Source organism: Microbulbifer maximicatervae (SeqCode) (genome assembly GCF_052467695.1).
This window is the reverse complement of sequence record NZ_CP174320.1, coordinates 2,062,010-2,078,561: the sequence shown is the minus strand read 5'-3', so window position 1 is coordinate 2,078,561 and position 16,552 is coordinate 2,062,010. Positions and strand designations below refer to the sequence as shown.

15 protein-coding genes are annotated in these 16,552 nt (G+C 46.8%); 4 read left to right on the top strand and 11 right to left on the bottom strand.

Annotated elements, in window-relative coordinates:
* Positions 1-7 precede the first annotated feature (7 nt).
* On the bottom strand, positions 8-775 hold the full coding sequence (gene pgeF / locus ACJJI8_RS09100) for a peptidoglycan editing factor PgeF (RefSeq protein ID WP_444934841.1): 768 nt from the start codon (positions 773-775) through the stop codon (positions 8-10).
* A 75-nt stretch (positions 776-850) separates the two neighbouring features.
* Positions 851-1,804 carry a 23S rRNA pseudouridine(1911/1915/1917) synthase RluD gene (gene rluD, locus ACJJI8_RS09095; protein WP_413664317.1) on the bottom strand — a complete coding sequence of 318 codons (954 nt, stop codon included), beginning with the start codon at positions 1,802-1,804 and terminating at the stop codon, positions 851-853.
* Between the two features lie 100 nt (positions 1,805-1,904).
* On the opposite strand from rluD, the gene ACJJI8_RS09090 reads away from it, so the two are divergent.
* Entirely contained in the window at positions 1,905-2,855 is a 951-nt protein-coding gene (locus ACJJI8_RS09090; RefSeq protein WP_444906458.1) for an outer membrane protein assembly factor BamD, read from the top strand.
* A gap of 57 nt (positions 2,856-2,912) precedes the next feature.
* Here ACJJI8_RS09090 and ACJJI8_RS09085 read toward each other — a convergent pair whose 3' ends face one another.
* Positions 2,913-4,541, bottom strand: coding sequence for an NAD+ synthase (locus ACJJI8_RS09085; protein ID WP_444934840.1), 1,629 nt, complete (start codon positions 4,539-4,541; stop codon positions 2,913-2,915).
* Between the two features lie 92 nt (positions 4,542-4,633).
* On the opposite strand from ACJJI8_RS09085, the gene ACJJI8_RS09080 reads away from it, so the two are divergent.
* A complete protein-coding gene (locus tag ACJJI8_RS09080) occupies positions 4,634-6,214 on the top strand; it encodes a sensor histidine kinase (RefSeq protein ID WP_444934839.1) in 1,581 nt (526 codons plus the stop codon).
* 116 nt (positions 6,215-6,330) lie between these two features.
* The gene (locus ACJJI8_RS09075; RefSeq protein ID WP_444934838.1) at positions 6,331-7,722 is read left to right on the top strand and encodes a sigma-54-dependent transcriptional regulator; all 1,392 of its coding nucleotides are present in this window, start codon (positions 6,331-6,333) and stop codon (positions 7,720-7,722) included.
* Between the two features lie 83 nt (positions 7,723-7,805).
* On the opposite strand, the gene ACJJI8_RS09070 is transcribed toward ACJJI8_RS09075, so the two are convergent.
* The 6 genes from ACJJI8_RS09070 to ACJJI8_RS09045 are packed head-to-tail and all read right to left on the bottom strand — an operon-like array spanning position 7,806 to position 14,356.
* Positions 7,806-8,237, bottom strand: a complete 432-nt coding sequence (locus ACJJI8_RS09070; RefSeq protein ID WP_444934837.1) for a type IV pilin protein — start codon at positions 8,235-8,237, stop codon at positions 7,806-7,808.
* A gap of 13 nt (positions 8,238-8,250) precedes the next feature.
* Complete coding sequence (locus tag ACJJI8_RS09065; RefSeq protein ID WP_444934836.1) at positions 8,251-11,739, bottom strand: pilus assembly protein; 3,489 nt, start codon at positions 11,737-11,739, stop codon at positions 8,251-8,253.
* Between the two features lie 24 nt (positions 11,740-11,763).
* Positions 11,764-12,312, bottom strand: a complete 549-nt coding sequence (locus ACJJI8_RS09060; protein WP_444934835.1) for a pilus assembly PilX family protein — start codon at positions 12,310-12,312, stop codon at positions 11,764-11,766.
* Positions 12,309-13,358, bottom strand: coding sequence for a PilW family protein (locus ACJJI8_RS09055; protein WP_444934834.1), 1,050 nt, complete (start codon positions 13,356-13,358; stop codon positions 12,309-12,311). Before ACJJI8_RS09055 ends, ACJJI8_RS09060 begins: the two co-directional genes overlap by 4 nt.
* An 11-nt stretch (positions 13,359-13,369) precedes the next feature.
* Positions 13,370-13,807, bottom strand: a complete 438-nt coding sequence (pilV, locus tag ACJJI8_RS09050; RefSeq protein ID WP_444934833.1) for a type IV pilus modification protein PilV — start codon at positions 13,805-13,807, stop codon at positions 13,370-13,372.
* A 9-nt stretch (positions 13,808-13,816) separates the two neighbouring features.
* Positions 13,817-14,356, bottom strand: coding sequence for a GspH/FimT family pseudopilin (locus tag ACJJI8_RS09045; protein WP_444934832.1), 540 nt, complete (start codon positions 14,354-14,356; stop codon positions 13,817-13,819).
* Between the two features lie 220 nt (positions 14,357-14,576).
* Here ACJJI8_RS09045 and ACJJI8_RS09040 point away from each other — a divergent pair, with 220 nt between their 5' ends.
* Positions 14,577-15,089 carry a GspH/FimT family pseudopilin gene (locus ACJJI8_RS09040; RefSeq protein ID WP_444934831.1) on the top strand — a complete coding sequence of 171 codons (513 nt, stop codon included), beginning with the start codon at positions 14,577-14,579 and terminating at the stop codon, positions 15,087-15,089.
* Between the two features lie 43 nt (positions 15,090-15,132).
* Here ACJJI8_RS09040 and ispH read toward each other — a convergent pair whose 3' ends face one another.
* Together ispH and ACJJI8_RS09030 are read right to left on the bottom strand one after the other, a co-directional pair.
* Positions 15,133-16,065 (bottom strand): 4-hydroxy-3-methylbut-2-enyl diphosphate reductase, encoded by a 933-nt coding sequence (ispH, locus tag ACJJI8_RS09035; RefSeq protein ID WP_444934830.1) that lies wholly within the window; start codon positions 16,063-16,065, stop codon positions 15,133-15,135.
* Between the two features lie 43 nt (positions 16,066-16,108).
* Positions 16,109-16,549, bottom strand: a complete 441-nt coding sequence (locus tag ACJJI8_RS09030; protein ID WP_282934364.1) for an FKBP-type peptidyl-prolyl cis-trans isomerase — start codon at positions 16,547-16,549, stop codon at positions 16,109-16,111.
* Between the last annotated feature and the right edge of the window lie 3 nt (positions 16,550-16,552).

Below are 16,552 nucleotides of genomic sequence, written 5' to 3'. Positions count from 1 at the left end.
ATTCAGTTCAGTCTTTATCCCGCCATATCAAAGTTGCCATACGACCGGTTTCAGACTCCCTGCGGTAGGAAAAAAACTTCTCAGGTTCTGACATTGTGCAGAGCCCCCCACCGTACACCTCGCCAATCCCCAGCTCTGCCAACTCCGCGCGAGCCAGGGCGTAGATATCTGTTAAAAAGTGCAGTGGTTTCTTAGTGTGTGGGCGGAAACAGCTAGCGATTTTTTCTGTGTGTCGACTGCTAATTGCATTTTCAAAGAATGCCTCGAGGACATCGATTCCGGTTTCAAAGGCCTCCGGACCAATCGCTGGGCCCAACCAAACCATCAACTCCTCAGGATCACACTTCATCGCCCGTACGGTGTTGCGCAATATACCACCGGCCAATCCGCGCCACCCGGCATGGGCTGCTGCTACACGGGTACCACTCTTATCGCATAGCAAAACAGGCAAACAGTCTGCGGTTAGCACGGCACAGACAACACCTCTTTTCATGCTAAAGCAGGCATCTGCGGTTCGAACTAAGGCGTCATCACTTGCCTCGACTACCTTGTCGCTATGGATCTGCTCCAGCCATTGCGGTTCTGAGGGCAACTCAAGCTCCCCTCTCAACTGTTGGCGATTGGCAGTAACAGCTGACTCCTTGTCCCCCACGTGAGCAGCAGGGTTAAAGGAGGAGAAATGGCCACAACTTTGGCCCCCAGTGCGTAGCGTCGTCGCCGCCCTCACCCCTGTGGGTGCGGGCCAATCGGGTATCAGGTAGTGGTTACTTGGCATTGAGATATCTTGCTTTGCGAAATTGTCCTTTCGAGAACCGGCGATAGGTACTCAGGCGAATTTATAACCGGTACTTCAAGGCTCATCAGCGCGCAACTGATCGAGCAGTGCTTGCATGTCAGCAGGCATTGGCGCACACCAATGCATGTCCTGTCCACTGGTGGGATGCACTAGCGCTAGTTCAGCCGCATGCAGAGCCTGCCGAGGGAAGCTCTGGAGAGCTTCAACAAGGTCTGCCGAGGCCTCTGGAGGCAACTTTGGGCGGCCTCCGTAGAGTGGATCTCCCACGAGCGGGTGCCTGATATGGGCCATGTGTACCCGAATCTGATGAGTACGACCGGTTTCCAGCTTGCAACGTAAGAGCGTGTAAGCACTGTAACGCTCCTGTACACGATAATGAGTGATCGCCTCTTTGCCGCCAAAGTCCAAAACAGCCATCTTGAGACGATTTTGACGATGCCGACCGATGGGCGCATCAACACGACCCGCAGTGGTGATATATCCTTGGACCAAGGCATCATACTGTCGACTCACCGTTCTCTGCTTTAATTGATCCACGAGATGGGTCTGAGCGGCCAAAGTCTTAGCCACAACCATCAGGCCACTGGTGTCCTTATCCAGCCGGTGAACAATACCGGCTCGGGGTATCAGCTCCTGGGCTGGATTGTGATGAAGCAGGCCATTGAGCAGAGTGCCGTCGGGGTTACCGGCAGCGGGGTGGACTACGAGGCCCGCGGGCTTATTGACCACCATCAGGCAGTCATCTTCGTACATAATATTGAGGTCGAGGTCCTGGGCAGCCCAGCTACCTTGGGGTTCCAGCTCTGCGCGAAGCTGGATAAGCTCGCCGCCAAAGAGCTTTTCCTTGGCCTTAGCTGGGGCTCCGTTTAAAGTGAGCTGGCCGCCTTTGATCCACGATTGGAGGCGCGCGCGCGAAAAATCGGGAATTAATTCGGCTGCGGCCTGGTCTAAGCGTCGACCAGCCATATTGGCAGGAACTTGGATATCTAGTTTTAGGTGTTCAATCATCAATCAATTGCAAATACTTTGGGCAGCTCCGCGACTGTGGTTAAATGTCCGACGCGCCAGGTTAATACTGGTGGGTAGTTTAATAAGGTAGAGTGTAAGAATGATAGAGCGAGGGGCTATGCAGACCTGGAAAATGCTGTGGCTGGCCTTGGTGTCCGCAATATTGGTTGCCTGCGCCAACACAGATGATTCGGAAGTGGGCCTACCCACAGGTTCACGTACAGAGCAGGCATACTACGAGATGGCCCAGCGACAGCTGCGAACCAGCCAGTGGGATCTTGCCATCAGAAACCTGCGAGCCCTGGAAGACAACTTCCCATTCGGCAACTACGCGGAACAGGCTCAGCTTGAGCTGATCTATGCCTACTACCGCAACTATGAAAACGATGCTGCTATCGCCGCTGCAGACCGTTTTATTCGCCTACACCCCCAGCACCGCAATGTCGACTACGCCTACTACATGAAGGGCCTGTCCTCCTTTACTGAGGGCACAGGCCTGTTCGAGCGCTTTATGCCTACCGACTTGACCAGTCGCGATCCAGGATCGGCTCGAGAGTCATTCGCTTATTTCTCCCAGTTAATGGCCCGCTACCCTGAAAGCCGCTACGCTCCAGACGCGCAGAAGCGCATGATCCACTTGCGTAACCTGCTGGCCCGCTATGAAGTTCACGTGGCTAACTACTACTTTAAGCGCGGCGCCTACCTCGCAGCAGCCAATCGCGGTCGCTACATTGTGGAAAACTTCCAGCAGACACCCGCAATCCCCGATGCCCTGGCAGTTATGGTTCAAGGTTACCATTTGATGGAAATGCAAGATCTCGAGGCTAATGCCCTGGATGTACTGCGCAATAACTATCCAAAGCACCCCGCTTTTAACGAAGATGGCACTTTCAACTACGACTTTTACAAAGGTCCGAGCGGCCGCAGTCTGGTGCACAGGGTTACCCTGGGCCTGTTTGAAAAATCTGACCCGCGGGGCTTTGACAGCCGGGAACTCTATAATCCCGAATACAACCGGGACGAGACTCCCCTGCCTCCAGAGCTTCTGTAACTTATCACTTGAAAATATAAACGGCGCCATTCGGCGCCGTTTATATTTTCAGGATAGCTAGTCACCCAGCTTCCAGCCATTGGTGATGGGATAACGGCGATCCCTTCCAAATCCGCGTTCAGAAATACGCACCCCGATGGCTGCCTGGCGCCTCTTGTACTCATTGCGCCCCACTAACCTGACCACACGCTCTACATCCTCTCTCTGGAAGCCACGCTGAATGATTTCCTCAGCGCTGTGGTCTTGATCAACATAGAGGTTGAGAATTTGATCCAGGATCTCATAAGGCGGAAGGCTGTCAGAATCCACTTGGTCTGGGGCCAGCTCAGCACTGGGAGGGCGAGTAATGACCGTTTCAGGAATCACTTCAGAAATTGTGTTGCGGTAACGGGCCAGCTCGAATACCAATACTTTGGGAACATCCTTCAGGGCATTGAATCCGCCTACCATATCCCCGTATAAGGTCGAGTAACCAACGGCCATCTCACTCTTGTTACCGGTGGTCAGGACCATCGCGCCCTTCTTATTGGAGATAGCCATCAAAAGAACACCACGAGAGCGGGCCTGCAGGTTCTCTTCAGTGGTATCCCTCTCACTGCCAGCAAATTCTTCAGCGAGAGCGCCCATAAACGAATCAAAGATGGGCTCGATACTAATTTCCCGATAGTGAACCCCCATTCTTTCCGCCTGATCGGCCGCATCGCCTTTACTCAGATCCGAGGTATAGCGAAACGGCATCATTACCGCCTCAACACGCTCTTTACCCAGCGCATCGACCGCAACTGCCAATGTCAGAGCAGAGTCGATTCCACCCGACAACCCCAGTACAACACCATTAAAACCATTTTTATTAACGTAGTCGCGCACCCCGAGTACCAGGGCTTGGTACACGGAAGCCAAATCGCCGCGAGGAGGAGCAATTTCCCCAGGGTGTACCGTCAAATCCTGTCCCTGCAAAGATATGGAAGCTGGCAACAACTGCTCTGTAAACTCCTCAGCCCTGGCGCATACCTCTCCCTCCGCGTCAACAACGATTGAGCCACCGTCAAAAACCAGCTCGTCCTGACCACCGCACCAGTTTACATAGGCAATGGGGACCCCGGCATTCTTTGCCTGCCTAGAAACCAACTCCAGCCTCTGCTGAGCCTTGCCCCGATGGAAAGGTGATGCATTGATGTTGAGAATCAACTTGGCTCCAGCATCGACTGACTGCTTGATGGGCTCTGGAAACCAAATGTCCTCACAAACACTCAGCCCCACAGGAACTCCCTTGATATCCACTACACAGGGAGATTTACCCGGTTTGAAGTAACGCTTTTCATCAAAGACCTGATAGTTAGGCAGCTTCTGTTTGGCATATTCTGCGATTAACTCTCCCTCAACTATTACCCCCGCCATATTGAACATAACGCCATCGAGCAACTTGGGGTAACCCACAACAACGGCACAGGGCAGTTCTGCAGCTTTGAGCTGATCCAATGCCGCATCAATACGAATCTGCATACTGGGGCGCAACAACAGGTCTTCAGGAGAGTAGCCGCACAGGGTCAGCTCCGGAAAAAGTACCAAGTCAGCACCCAGTTCCTGGTACGCTCGGCGCGCAATTTCTATCACCTGCTTGGTATTCCCTGGAATATCTCCCACCAGGGAATTGATTTGTGCCAGCACTAACTGCAAAGTAGACATCGTTGAACCTCGGACAAGACAGGCCGCTATTGTAACCCCATCGGGGTAACAACAGCAGCGGCTCACCACTACAAGAATACCGGGCATCTACAGTGAGCAGTTCCCAGACATCCCCCCAACAGCACCATGAGCTTTTGCGCATAAGCGCAATCTACCGAGTAGCAATAGCCCTAGTTCTGCTAGGAATATTTTACTCCGACATAGGTGGAGGCTCGCTTGGTACGTACTTGCCAACACTATTTATATATACAACGTCTTCCTATGCTCTTCTAAATGTGGCGTGGTTACTATTTTTGCGCCAGAAGGCTTACCAGACAAATAGCAGCCAAGTCGGGATTATTTTGGGCTGTGACATTCTGGTTTTCTTGTTGTTGATCGAGGCTAGTGGAGGGCTAAATTCTGGCCTCGGTTATTTACTGCTTATCAGTTGTTCAATCGGTGCCATCCTACTTGATAAGCGCCTCAGTGCATTTTTTGCTGCCATCGCTAGCTTGGGTGTTATCGCGCTCCAGCTTTACCATTTGTTGACAGGATCGGGGTCGAGTCAAGAAATTGTATCTGCCGGCGGACTGGGCCTACTCCTTTTTGTAACTGTCAGTGCCATCCAATACCTATCAGAACGTATCCGTAGGGCTAATATTCGCGCAGACATACAAAGCCGCCAGGCTGCACACCTTCAACGCCTCGCTCAAGAAATCATTGAAAGAATGAATACCGGTGTATTGGTTTTAGGCCCTTCTTACAAGCCAGAATTGATCAATAAATCAGCAAGGAGATTACTAGAAAACCAAATCGATACAGCACATGACTACCATGCAGAGCTGAGACAAAAGGTTAGGGAGTGGCGCAGTCATAAGAGTCAAAATAATGTCCTTATCCCCGCAAAAAATGGGGACGAGCTTCATGCAAACTTTTCAGAATTACATCATGATGCAGGTCATAGCACATTAATTTTTGTCGAAGATAACCGTAAGCTGTCAGAAGCTGCCCAAAAGCTCAAGCTCGCATCCCTCGGCCAACTAACAGCCTCTATTGCGCATGAGATACGTAATCCTTTAGCCGCTATCAAGCACGCTGCACAGCTATTGTCGGAATCTCCGCAATTGAAAGAGGAAGACAAAGAATTAACTGACATAATATGCCGCCAAAGCCAACGCATTAATCAGATTGTTGAAAATGTTATGCAGCTTTCGCGGAGACGTGCCAGCTCAGCCGAGAAACACGATCTTAAAGCCTGGCTCAAACAGTTTTTAATAGATTTTAATACCGGTAAAACCGAAAACATTATCAAGCTAGATATCACAGAACAAGCATTGCCAGCATACTTTGACTCTGCACAGTTGGCTCAAGTAGTCACCAACTTAGCTGATAATGCTTTTCAACACTCTCAAGTAACTACTGGAACAAACCATGCTACTATTTGTGCCTACTACAATAAGGTGCACAGGAAAACAATTCTGGAGGTCAAAGATTTAGGCGCAGGCGTTCCCGAAGAACTCCTCGATAAAATTTTTGAACCATTCTTCACAACAGGCCAAAACGGGAATGGACTTGGGTTGTATATCGCACGGGAGCTTTGTGAGACCAATAACCTTAGCCTTTATCATTGCCGTAGCAACGACGACAAAAGTTGCTTTAGAATCGAGTTTGCCTGCAATGAGGACGTTACTTGATCTACCGCAGAGATATTTTTTGATCTACAAGCCATTATAGCTTTCAGATTTCTGACATAATTACAATTGGTATACTACTTACTAATTTCAACACAACAAGAAAAGACAGAGAAATAATGCGACCTCTGGCACTGGTTGTTGACGACGAACCAGATATTTGTAACTTAATTAGCCTAACACTCAAGCGTATGGATGTGGACTGCCACAGTGCAGGTACACTCACACAAGCGAAGGAGTTGCTACACAACAATAACTATCAATTTTGCTTAACGGATTTACGCCTACCTGACGGTGATGGCTTGCAACTGGTTGAACATATTCAAGAAAGTGTCGGATCACACTTACCTATAGCTGTTATTACTGCTCATGGGAATATGGATAGTGCAATTAAAGCGTTAAAATTAGGCGCGTTTGACTTTGTCAGTAAACCCGTAGATTTGGAGCGGTTGAGAAATTTATCCCAGCTTGCTCTCCGGTTGAATCACCAGCAAATCAGCGAATTAGCCCAAAGTGACACAGAACTACTATTGGGCGACGCTGACAACATGCAGATTTTAAGAAGTCAACTGACAAAAGTCGCACGTAGCGATGCCCCTATATATATCAGTGGCGAATCCGGGTCCGGGAAAGAGTTAGCAGCTCGATCTATTCACCAACAAGGGGCTAGAGCCGATAAACCTTTTGTCCCTATTAATTGTGGTGCTATCCCAAATGAACTAGTGGAAAGTGAACTTTTTGGACATCGAAAAGGTAGCTTTACCGGAGCCTATAAAGATAAAACTGGATTGTTACAAAGTGCTGAAGGGGGAACTTTATTCCTCGATGAAGTTGCAGACCTTCCCTTAGACATCCAAGTTAAGTTACTTAGGACTATTCAGGAGAAAACGATCCGACCAATTGGCTCAAATCAGGAGGTCTCCATTGATGTCCGAATTTTAAGTGCCACCCATAAGGACTTAGCTAAGGAAGTGGCAGAGGGGCGCTTCCGTAGTGACCTTTATTATCGAATCAATGTTATAGAAATTTCGATACCACCACTGCGTGATCGTATTAAGGATATTCCAATTCTAGCACATGCTATCATACAGAGGATTGTACGGAAGTCTGGTTTGCCCAAACCTAAAATCCACCCCCTAGCTATGTTAGCTCTCCAAAAATTCCATTTTCCTGGAAATGTTAGGCAGCTTGAGAATATTCTAGAAAGAGCTTTGACTCTATGCGAAAACGGAGAAATTAAAGCACTAGACCTTAAGCTTGATCAAAATACATCACCGGTCAAAGAGTTTGCTGATCTTACCCCACTCCCCACGCCGCCTATTCCTTCTCAGGAGCTATTTGATTCCTCTCAGCACCAAACTATTGATGAATTTTTGCAGGAGATTGAAAAAGAAGTTATCGAGAGTACGCTAAGCAAAACCAAGTGGAACAGAACCGCAGCTGCAGAGCAGCTTGGTATCAGTTTTCGCTCACTTCGTTATAGATTAAAGAAGTTAGGTCTAGAGACTTAGATAGCTACCTTGAGTAGCCCTGTGTATCTTCAGAGCTACTCAATTTTTCAACAACTAGTCCAGGAAAAATTTGTTACAAGGACTCACCAACAATCATCACTACTCGAACCTGTCGCTCCTTTTACCCCCGCTTGAGTCAAAGTAAAGCTTGCACAGTCATTATCACCAGCTTGCACAGAGCCAGACTGGGGCATGGCAGTCAAAGTATATGTAGTCGCAGTAAGTACACCTGAAATTGAATAGTAGTTATTTTCTGTTGCAAGAGTGTTTCCATTTGATATATCACTCGCTGCAGTGCAATTTGCATCGTCGTAAGAGCTAAAGGCTGTAAAACAGCGCTGTAAGCGCTGTGCTACATCGTTCATTTCAGCTTTAGCTTCTGATCGATTACTTTTGCGGACCGATTCCATATAAGAGGGGTAAGCAATAGCCGCTAGTATTCCAACTATTGCAACAACGATGATTACTTCTATTAAAGTAAACCCACAAGATTTACTAAAGCTAGATTTATTCATAAGGCCCTACCTCTTAGTATTGCCGCCAAGATAAACGAGAACGTCCCGCTGACAATTCGCCAGGCATGTTTCCATACTCTCCTGAAGTGTCTGAGTAAGGAATAAACACTTTTTTTCCGGCAGTAATAACATCGGAGTAACCGGTAGTTGCACTATCCTGCTTTGAGTTGGGCTCATCCAAAATGCTCTCATTTGCAAAGCGAGGATCGCCCAAAGCTATAAGCTCCATGGTCCAGCCCGTAGCACCATAGGCACAGGGATCTTCTGACGGCACTAAAGTTGGAAAAATCAATCGATCACGAATTAGCAAAGGTTTACTAATAATTCGTTCTCCAGTTGTTCCTACTTCGGATGTTGTGGCCGCATCCACTGCTCCAAAATCCAAATACCACCCTTTTTGAGTGCTCCACCAAGATGTATCACTATCTCCATTTATAGTTCTAGAATCTCCTGACTCCGAAATAGTTTTCTCAAACAGCTCAGATCTATTTGTAGATGAGATATTAGAACCACTATCAACAATACCATAAAAGCTGTGGACCACATCCCCCTCATCATCATCGGCCGTAGTTAGATAGCTACCAGTTCCAAAATATACCATGATCGCCCCACTCACTTTTGAATTGGCCCCTAATGTTGGGGCAGCAGTTATGGGCTGTGGGTTTCCATTAACGTCATTTGCAGTAAATAAGGGTTCAGGTGACGAACTACTTCCATATGCGACATTCCAGCTACTCTCAGAGTCACTGCTCAAATCAAACTTCCACATATTGCCATAAATATCGCCAGCATATGCAGTTTTCACTACTCCATATATATCAGGTAAAAGTGATGGTCCAGCTAGCCCGTTATTGGTTAAGCTACCGGCCTCTAACACTTCAATATCATTCGGGTTAGCCAAGTCAACAATTACCAGAGACGCAGTATCATCTATGGAGTTATACCCATTTCCAAAAATCAACTTCCATCCAGCCGGTGTTGGTGCAATAACAGGGCGCCCAATGACATGACCTATACTGTCATCATCTGAACTATCCAGTTCAAACAAAACCTCTGGACTAGAGGGGTTAGTGACATCCAAGACAAATAATCCCTCAGAGCCAGCGCCGTAAGTACCAACTAAAATATTCCTCCATGACTCACTAGCTCCTTTCTTAAAATAGGCATCACTTACATATAACGGCCCATCCAAAATATACTCATGAGGATTAGACTCAGTGCCATAGTCAGTAGCAGTTAAATCGGCGATTTTTTCATAAGCTCCTGTTGGAATATATGCAAACTCCTCAACACCTGTTGCAGAATTAAATGCATGTAACATTCCGTCGTTAGCACCCACATAAAGAATTTCTTTTGAGCGAACTTGTTTAGTATCTGTTAGATAAGAAGCATAGGTATCTCCCCCAAGGTTAGCAGGCAGATACGAAAAATTCATATCGCTATTATCTGCTAAAGCCGGACTACTATTCACAACATCTCCTAGTAAATAAGTACGGCTACGCATCCCTGTAATAGATTTCCCCCATAACCAATCCACACGCTCCTCACCAACAGCATCATCGTCAGAACCCTTTAGTGCTGACTTTTGAGCATCCGTCAAATTGTTCCAATCAAAACTAACTGTATTAGTGCCATTGTAAGTTAGCATCGTTCTACCAGAGGTAGGTATTTTCCCTGATGAGGAAGTACTCCACATAGCAGTATCACTCAAGCTCCCGTCGGTATCCATTTCGATGGCTTTGATCTCGCCACTCCAGTCATTTGAATCAAATAGGGCTTGGAAGATTAATGTGTCAGTTCCTAAACGAGTAGAGTTAGCAGCTACTGCAGATGCCGACCCAGATCGACCACCAATATCACTTAACACCGCCGATAATTGGTTAGCAAAGGTTGTAGAATCACCAGCACTATAGAAGCCTCCACGACTATTCAGGGCGGCATGAAGTAGATCGTCCAATTTATTCGAATCACTAGAACTTGGATTGCCCCAGGAAATAGTTGCCCCAGTATCAATAGCCTCAAATGCCGTAGTCGAATTGACGTTACCCGTAACTCCAAGCGCTACACCAAAAGTTACCATATGTTGCCATGTAGCAGTGTCAATACTACCTTCAGCTTGGCTCACGTCATCTGATAAATGGGTATTTAAATCCGTTTCCCAGTAGTGCATGGCAATATCTGCTAATGTATTCGAATACGAGTCAGAGTATGGCGCACCATAAGATCCATCCACATTGCCATAGCTACTAAAACTTCCGTAGTCACCGCCATACCCATCCGTCATAAGGATGGTATAACTGGATCTACATGCAATATCAGAGCTTGTGCTACCACTTTCGCCTGGAGTCGAAGACCAGGGCCCTCTGCTATCTGTCCTGCTATAGTATTCACCCGCCGCTTCTAGTGCCCCTAATAGAGGAGTACCTTGTGAAGGAATATCTGTTCCATAAAGCTCTTCAAAAAAGTCCTCTCTATCCGTCCCCTTAAAAGTTCGCACTCCCGCAAGGACCACGTCGGTACTATAGCCATCAACATAATGGGAACCGGCATTTAGTGTGCCAAAGCCTACTCGCAATCCCTCTCCTTGAGCCGAAAAAGCATGACCAATGCCTGCCCGAGACATCAACACTCGGGAACGATGGTAACTATACCAATTGGCAAAATTCTGAATTTCCTCTTCATAAGTACAGGCACTTGTATTTGCACAATCAGTTCGCGCACTTCCACCCTCGTAAGTGTTCCCATCATTCTTAATTTCAACTCGGCTATAGCTACTAGCTAAGTACACATCACCCGAACCATTGTAATTAAAATAGGTTGCAGGATAAAAAGTAAGGCTTCCATTCTCACATAGACTACTAGATGAATTACTTGAACCTATAGTGGCAGTATCCTTTATCCAGCACTTTGCACTTTGCGTATTATCTACCGTAAGATTTCGCCACCCTTTAGAAGTATCAAAGGGATTATGATACGCTCTCTCGGGATTCGCATCGTCAAACTCAGAACCATTTTCGTCCTCCTCAGCCCACGGAAGATATAGAACTGTAGGATCATAATAGGACTTATTATTATGAGAAGAACGAAAATGTGCCGCCCATTTGTTATCACTATCGAATTTTGCTATAGCCTGTCTATCACTTGAGCCATTCCAATAATCACAACCAGATGTCGAAGAACTACTATAAGGGCAGGGGGTTAATTGCACATCGGAACTACCACTACCAGCTTCAGTTTGTGGAAACACATAACGTACCGGATAGCTTGTGGATCCCTTTTTCTTAGGAATATAAAAATATTCAATAATTTCTGAGGGCGTAACCTCAAATTGCATTGATCCCGAGTCATCCAGAATAAACATAATATTGGGATCAACAGAAGTACTCAAAAAAAGTGGCTGTTGAGCAAGATCTAGGGATACAGCGCTATGTGTTATCCCTAAGCTAAGAAATGCGGCCGTAAGTGTTGAGGCGCTTTTTAATCTTTTTAACAAACTAATCATAATTTATATTCCAAGCGCAATTTATTAAGGGTCAGCAGTCGAATGTAGAATCACTATGGCGCTCTCTGTTCCCCCCACACCTCGACTGGTAATTCGGTAGTACTCAGGGGCAGGAGCAGCTGCTGATGGAGTGAAGCCAATGTCTCCTCCTTCATCAGAATTCCAGACCGACCCCTCTATTTTTTCAACCACATAAGCCGGTTGGCTCGCTACATTATCTAGCCCGAGATTTGTCGATACAGATCCCCCATCCCAGTCATAAACTAACCAAAATTCGCTGGAGGAAGATCCATCCATTTGTTCAACATACCCAGTATTAGTACCATTAAATAACGTACTTATCGCAAGTTCAGATTCTGATTCCAGCTTAAATTCTGCAACTCGCAATGCCGCTTCTGCTGCTTGGAAGGCCAATTGGCGATCACGCATATTGCCAGCCATTAACTCTTGCATACCACTGCCACGAATTGCTGCCAGCCCTATGAACGTCATAAGCAGTAAAATAACCAGCCCAACAAGCAGTGTTGCCCCGCCCTGCTGTTGCAGGCTTTTTACATAAAGCTTTTTTCTCATTTACCTATCTCCATTAACGGCATACGACTGCGGACAGATATGGTACTGGTGAAAACTTGCCGCAGGCGCTTATCTCCTGGGTTTTGATCCTCTTGCCCATTGAAAGTGTATAGCTGTACATCTTGAAGAACATTGTCGTCATCGGAGGACACTAGTAATTCAACCCTAATACCTGTTAGCTGTCCCCAATCAGCAACATCCTTAGCCTCCCTATAATCACCTCCATTCAGTGCATAGGTGACTTGCATTTGTTCAACTCCAGCTAGGAGTTCTTGTGATTCCCCATTAATCTCTCTAAACAAGCTAGGCCGGCCCGAGGTACCGTCATCAATGTAATAGAAAGTACTGGTCGCCACAAAGACTTGGGCATCACTGAAGAAATAATTTTCTTTCTCCGTTGCGTCATCACCGGAGTCGGCAATGTTATTTCCTGGCGTGAAGCCATCGTCATCAGAATGAAATAGCGTAATTGTATCTGAGGTACTACTTCCTTCAATTTCGGTAACCTGGAAAACTCGCCCTTTAGTACAATCTGCTATTACTAAAATATCTTCCTTACAAATACCACTGTACTTATCTTCATCCTCATCACAGCCATCTTCTTCGAAATCAGTGTTTTCTATATAAATTCGATCTTTTGCGGTATTTCCCGTTACTCCCACTGCCGCACCATTAGCACTTCTTAACAATAAAACATCTGAATTGGAGGAGTGGTCGGGATAGCTCACATCAATTTGATCTTCATCGATTCCCTCGGCAGGAACTGCAAAATTGTAAAGAGTGGTTTCACCGTTATTTAAATAGTTAACAAATTGATCTGATGAATTGGCGGTATTCAAACAGCCAACGTAACCGGCCATACGAATATCTTCACTGATGAAATCAATAGCAAGACGCCCTGTTTCCTGAACCCTTGCTATAGCCTGCTGAGTAGTAAATGTGACTTTGCTTGACAAGAAAAGCTGTACTACTCCAGCCATCAATACCAAGCCGACGGTAATAGACACCATCAGCTCTACAAGAGAAATTCCCTGCTGCTTATACATTGCCACTCCCATTAAATTCTTGTCATATATTGAAAGCTACTGGTACCCGAATCATCGCCAGTACCGATGGAGTCCTCCTCTCCCCACTGGACAGTAACCGTGCATAAGTTATCTGCATTACAGGTTACCCCTCCAGTTCCAGCCGCAAGCCGATCTGCCAACAATCCGCGCCACTCACCTAAATCAATGTCAGCACGATTTGAATTCGCAGTAGGCGTGGCATCATCAATAGCTAGCTCATAGTCAGATAAATTGTCACTATTAGCTCTTAATCGCTCTAAGATATCTTGAGCCAAAATATTTGCCTGCGAGCGCATGTAAGCACTGTGATTATATTGTAGGGCTTTATTCTGCAAGGCAGCTAAGCCGAGTAGAGAAGTCGAAAGAATTAATACCGTTACCATGACTTCAATTAATCCAACTCCACGCTGGGAATTTAGCAATTGCATTTCGCCCCCTTAACACTCTGTTTTCGCCACGGTTATCAAACCTGCCGCGCCAACTGTTATAGTTCTTTCATTGAAGCCAGTACAATTAGAGTTTTTAGCAATTACTGACGTATCAGTGAAACGTCCCAATGTGCCTATACTTGTATAACGGATAAAGTTTGTAACTACTCCTTGCACAACTTGAATAGTGGCATCTTCATCCTCTATATCCCATACTCTTATCAGCTCACTGACAACAGGTGCCTCTGCATCATCGGTAACTGCACCATCAACAAATACTATCCATCCCTGATCCCAGGTATCAGCTGCAGTACAATTTGCCCCATCTGTGCTCGCACAAATAGAAACTCTTCCACCGCTTCTTACAGCTTCTGAGCGAGCGTAATTTAGGGCACCTGCAATATCTTCAGCCAATGTTACAGAACGACTATTGTTGATCATGTCAGTGAAGCTCGGAACCGCAACACCTACAAGAACAGCCAGAATCACAAGAGTGATCATCATTTCTATCAGGGTAAATCCATATTGTCGCCGAGTAGAAGTACCCAATCTTCTATTCCTAATTTGCATCTATTTCTTACGCCTGTACCAATAATTCAGTGTTCACTTTACCGCCAAACACCTAGAAAGAGAAAAAGACTGTAGATATATTCGCGAAAGTAGCATTTCACTGAACTTACGCACCAGATCAAACCGACTAGTGGCCATTTCAGCAGATTCAATGGTCAACAAAATGAGACCTGCGTCTAAAAACCCCAGGAGGGGAACCATGACTCAACGGGGCTTTACACTACTCGAGTTGCTAATCAGCCTATGTATTTTATCGATTCTCTTATTAATTGGTCTGCCAAGCTTTACGCAAATCATTGAAAAGACACAGATGGAACTTGTGGGGGATGATTTCTTTAGCGCTATACAGCTAACAAGAAATACAGCTGTAGGGAAAAATCAGCGTGTCACTATGCGTAACTTTGGGAGCTGGGATCTAGGATGGGAAATTTTTATCGATACCGATCATGACGGTATACGCGATGACAATGACTCTTTAATAATGTCCGGGTCTAGGGTAGAGAAAGTACAGATTCTATCCAACTCTCCAGTTAAAGATTACATATCTTTTATTGGAACTGGTGAGAGTCGTAAGACAGGTTCTCCCCAAGGTGCATTACAAATGGGGAGCCTCTATGTTTGTACCCTTGATGGATCACAGGGCCTGGCCCTGATATTGTTTCACAGCGGTCGTTTGAGAGTCGAAGAGGCGGACCAAAACCAGTGTTCTTAGCCCCCAAAACCAAGGCTCAAGGGGCACAAAAGAATCTAATTGATTACCTCAACTCTTTAGGCAGGGAGAAACGTATATTCTCAGCCCTTCCATCCATTTCTTCAGGAAGGCTTGCACCAAGTTGTTGCAGTCGATCAATCACTCCCTGTACAAGGACTTCCGGTGCTGACGCTCCCGCTGTGATCCCTATGGCCGTCTTATCCTGAAGCCAATCCGCATCGATATCATCTGCACCATCGATCAATTTAGCAGTAGCACCACAGCGTTCAGCGAGTTCACGCAGGCGGTTAGAGTTAGAACTATTCGGGCTACCAACAACAAGGACCAGGTCACTTTCCAGGGCCAGCTGCTTTACAGCATCCTGGCGATTCTGGGTCGCGTAACAGATATCATCTTTTCGAGGCCCACGGATTTCCGGGAAACGCACCCTCAGGGCATCAATGACTCGAGCGGTATCATCCATGGATAGTGTTGTTTGGGTAACATAGGCGAGATTACTCTCGTCTTTAACAGTTAACTTCGCAACATCCTCTTCGTCTTCAACCAGGTAGATGGCACCGCCAGCAGAGTTGTCATACTGCCCCATTGTGCCCTCCACTTCCGGGTGCCCGGCGTGGCCGATAAGTATGCACTCAGCACCGTCGGTGCTGAACTTACTCACTTCAATATGCACCTTGGTAACCAGCGGGCAAGTAGCATCGAATACACGCAGGCCGCGCTCTTCAGCTTCGCGCTGCACAGCTTTTGAAACACCGTGAGCACTGAAGATAACGATAACATCATCGGGCACTTCATCGAGTTCATCGACAAAGACCGCACCGCGCTCTTTCAGGCTCTCCACCACAAACTTATTATGCACCACTTCATGGCGGACATAAATCGGCGCACCAAATACATCCAGGGCGCGATTCACAATATCAATTGCCCGGTCAACACCGGCACAAAAGCCCCGGGGGTTAGCCATTCGGATTTGCATGTCTACTTCTGTACCCTACTTGCTACAAAGAGGGAATCCGACCCTATTGGATCGAATCCACCGCAATAATTTTCACATGGAAATTTAAGGTTTGACCGGCCAATGGATGATTAAAGTCGACGGTAACATCGTCCTCACCAATCTCACTGATTACTCCGGGGAGTTCGCCGCTGCCATTGTCAAAAGAGACTACCAACCCGCGCTCCAGCTCCATATCGGGAGAAAAGGTATCCCGGCGCACCTTTTGCAGGTTTTCCGGGTTGCGCTGACCAAATCCTATCTCCGGCGGTATCTCGATCTCGGCTTCATCCCCCGCTTTTAAACCAAAAAGCGCTTTTTCAAAGCCCGGCAGCAAACTGCCATCGCCAACACTGAAAGAGGCTGGGTCACCTTTGAAGGTTGAATCCACCTCAGTGCCATCGTCCAATTTCAGGCTAAAGTGCAGTGTCACCCGGCAGTGTTCACCGATAACGGCATTACTCATAGT

Bases quoted from the DNA above. Each gene is read 5' to 3' on its own strand.
- pgeF (WP_444934841.1), bottom strand. From the start codon at position 775: ATGCCAAGTAACCACTACCTGATACCCGATTGGCCCGCACCCACAGGG.
- rluD (WP_413664317.1), bottom strand. From the start codon at position 1,804: ATGATTGAACACCTAAAACTAGATATCCAAGTTCCTGCCAATATGGCT.
- ACJJI8_RS09090 (WP_444906458.1), top strand. From the start codon at position 1,905: ATGATAGAGCGAGGGGCTATGCAGACCTGGAAAATGCTGTGGCTGGCC.
- ACJJI8_RS09085 (WP_444934840.1), bottom strand. From the start codon at position 4,541: ATGTCTACTTTGCAGTTAGTGCTGGCACAAATCAATTCCCTGGTGGGA.
- ACJJI8_RS09075 (WP_444934838.1), top strand. From the start codon at position 6,331: ATGCGACCTCTGGCACTGGTTGTTGACGACGAACCAGATATTTGTAAC.
- ACJJI8_RS09070 (WP_444934837.1), bottom strand. From the start codon at position 8,237: ATGAATAAATCTAGCTTTAGTAAATCTTGTGGGTTTACTTTAATAGAA.
- ACJJI8_RS09065 (WP_444934836.1), bottom strand. From the start codon at position 11,739: ATGATTAGTTTGTTAAAAAGATTAAAAAGCGCCTCAACACTTACGGCC.
- ACJJI8_RS09060 (WP_444934835.1), bottom strand. From the start codon at position 12,312: ATGAGAAAAAAGCTTTATGTAAAAAGCCTGCAACAGCAGGGCGGGGCA.
- ACJJI8_RS09055 (WP_444934834.1), bottom strand. From the start codon at position 13,358: ATGTATAAGCAGCAGGGAATTTCTCTTGTAGAGCTGATGGTGTCTATT.
- pilV (WP_444934833.1), bottom strand. From the start codon at position 13,807: ATGCAATTGCTAAATTCCCAGCGTGGAGTTGGATTAATTGAAGTCATG.
- ACJJI8_RS09040 (WP_444934831.1), top strand. From the start codon at position 14,577: ATGACTCAACGGGGCTTTACACTACTCGAGTTGCTAATCAGCCTATGT.
- ispH (WP_444934830.1), bottom strand. From the start codon at position 16,065: ATGCAAATCCGAATGGCTAACCCCCGGGGCTTTTGTGCCGGTGTTGAC.
- ACJJI8_RS09030 (WP_282934364.1), bottom strand. From the start codon at position 16,549: ATGAGTAATGCCGTTATCGGTGAACACTGCCGGGTGACACTGCACTTT.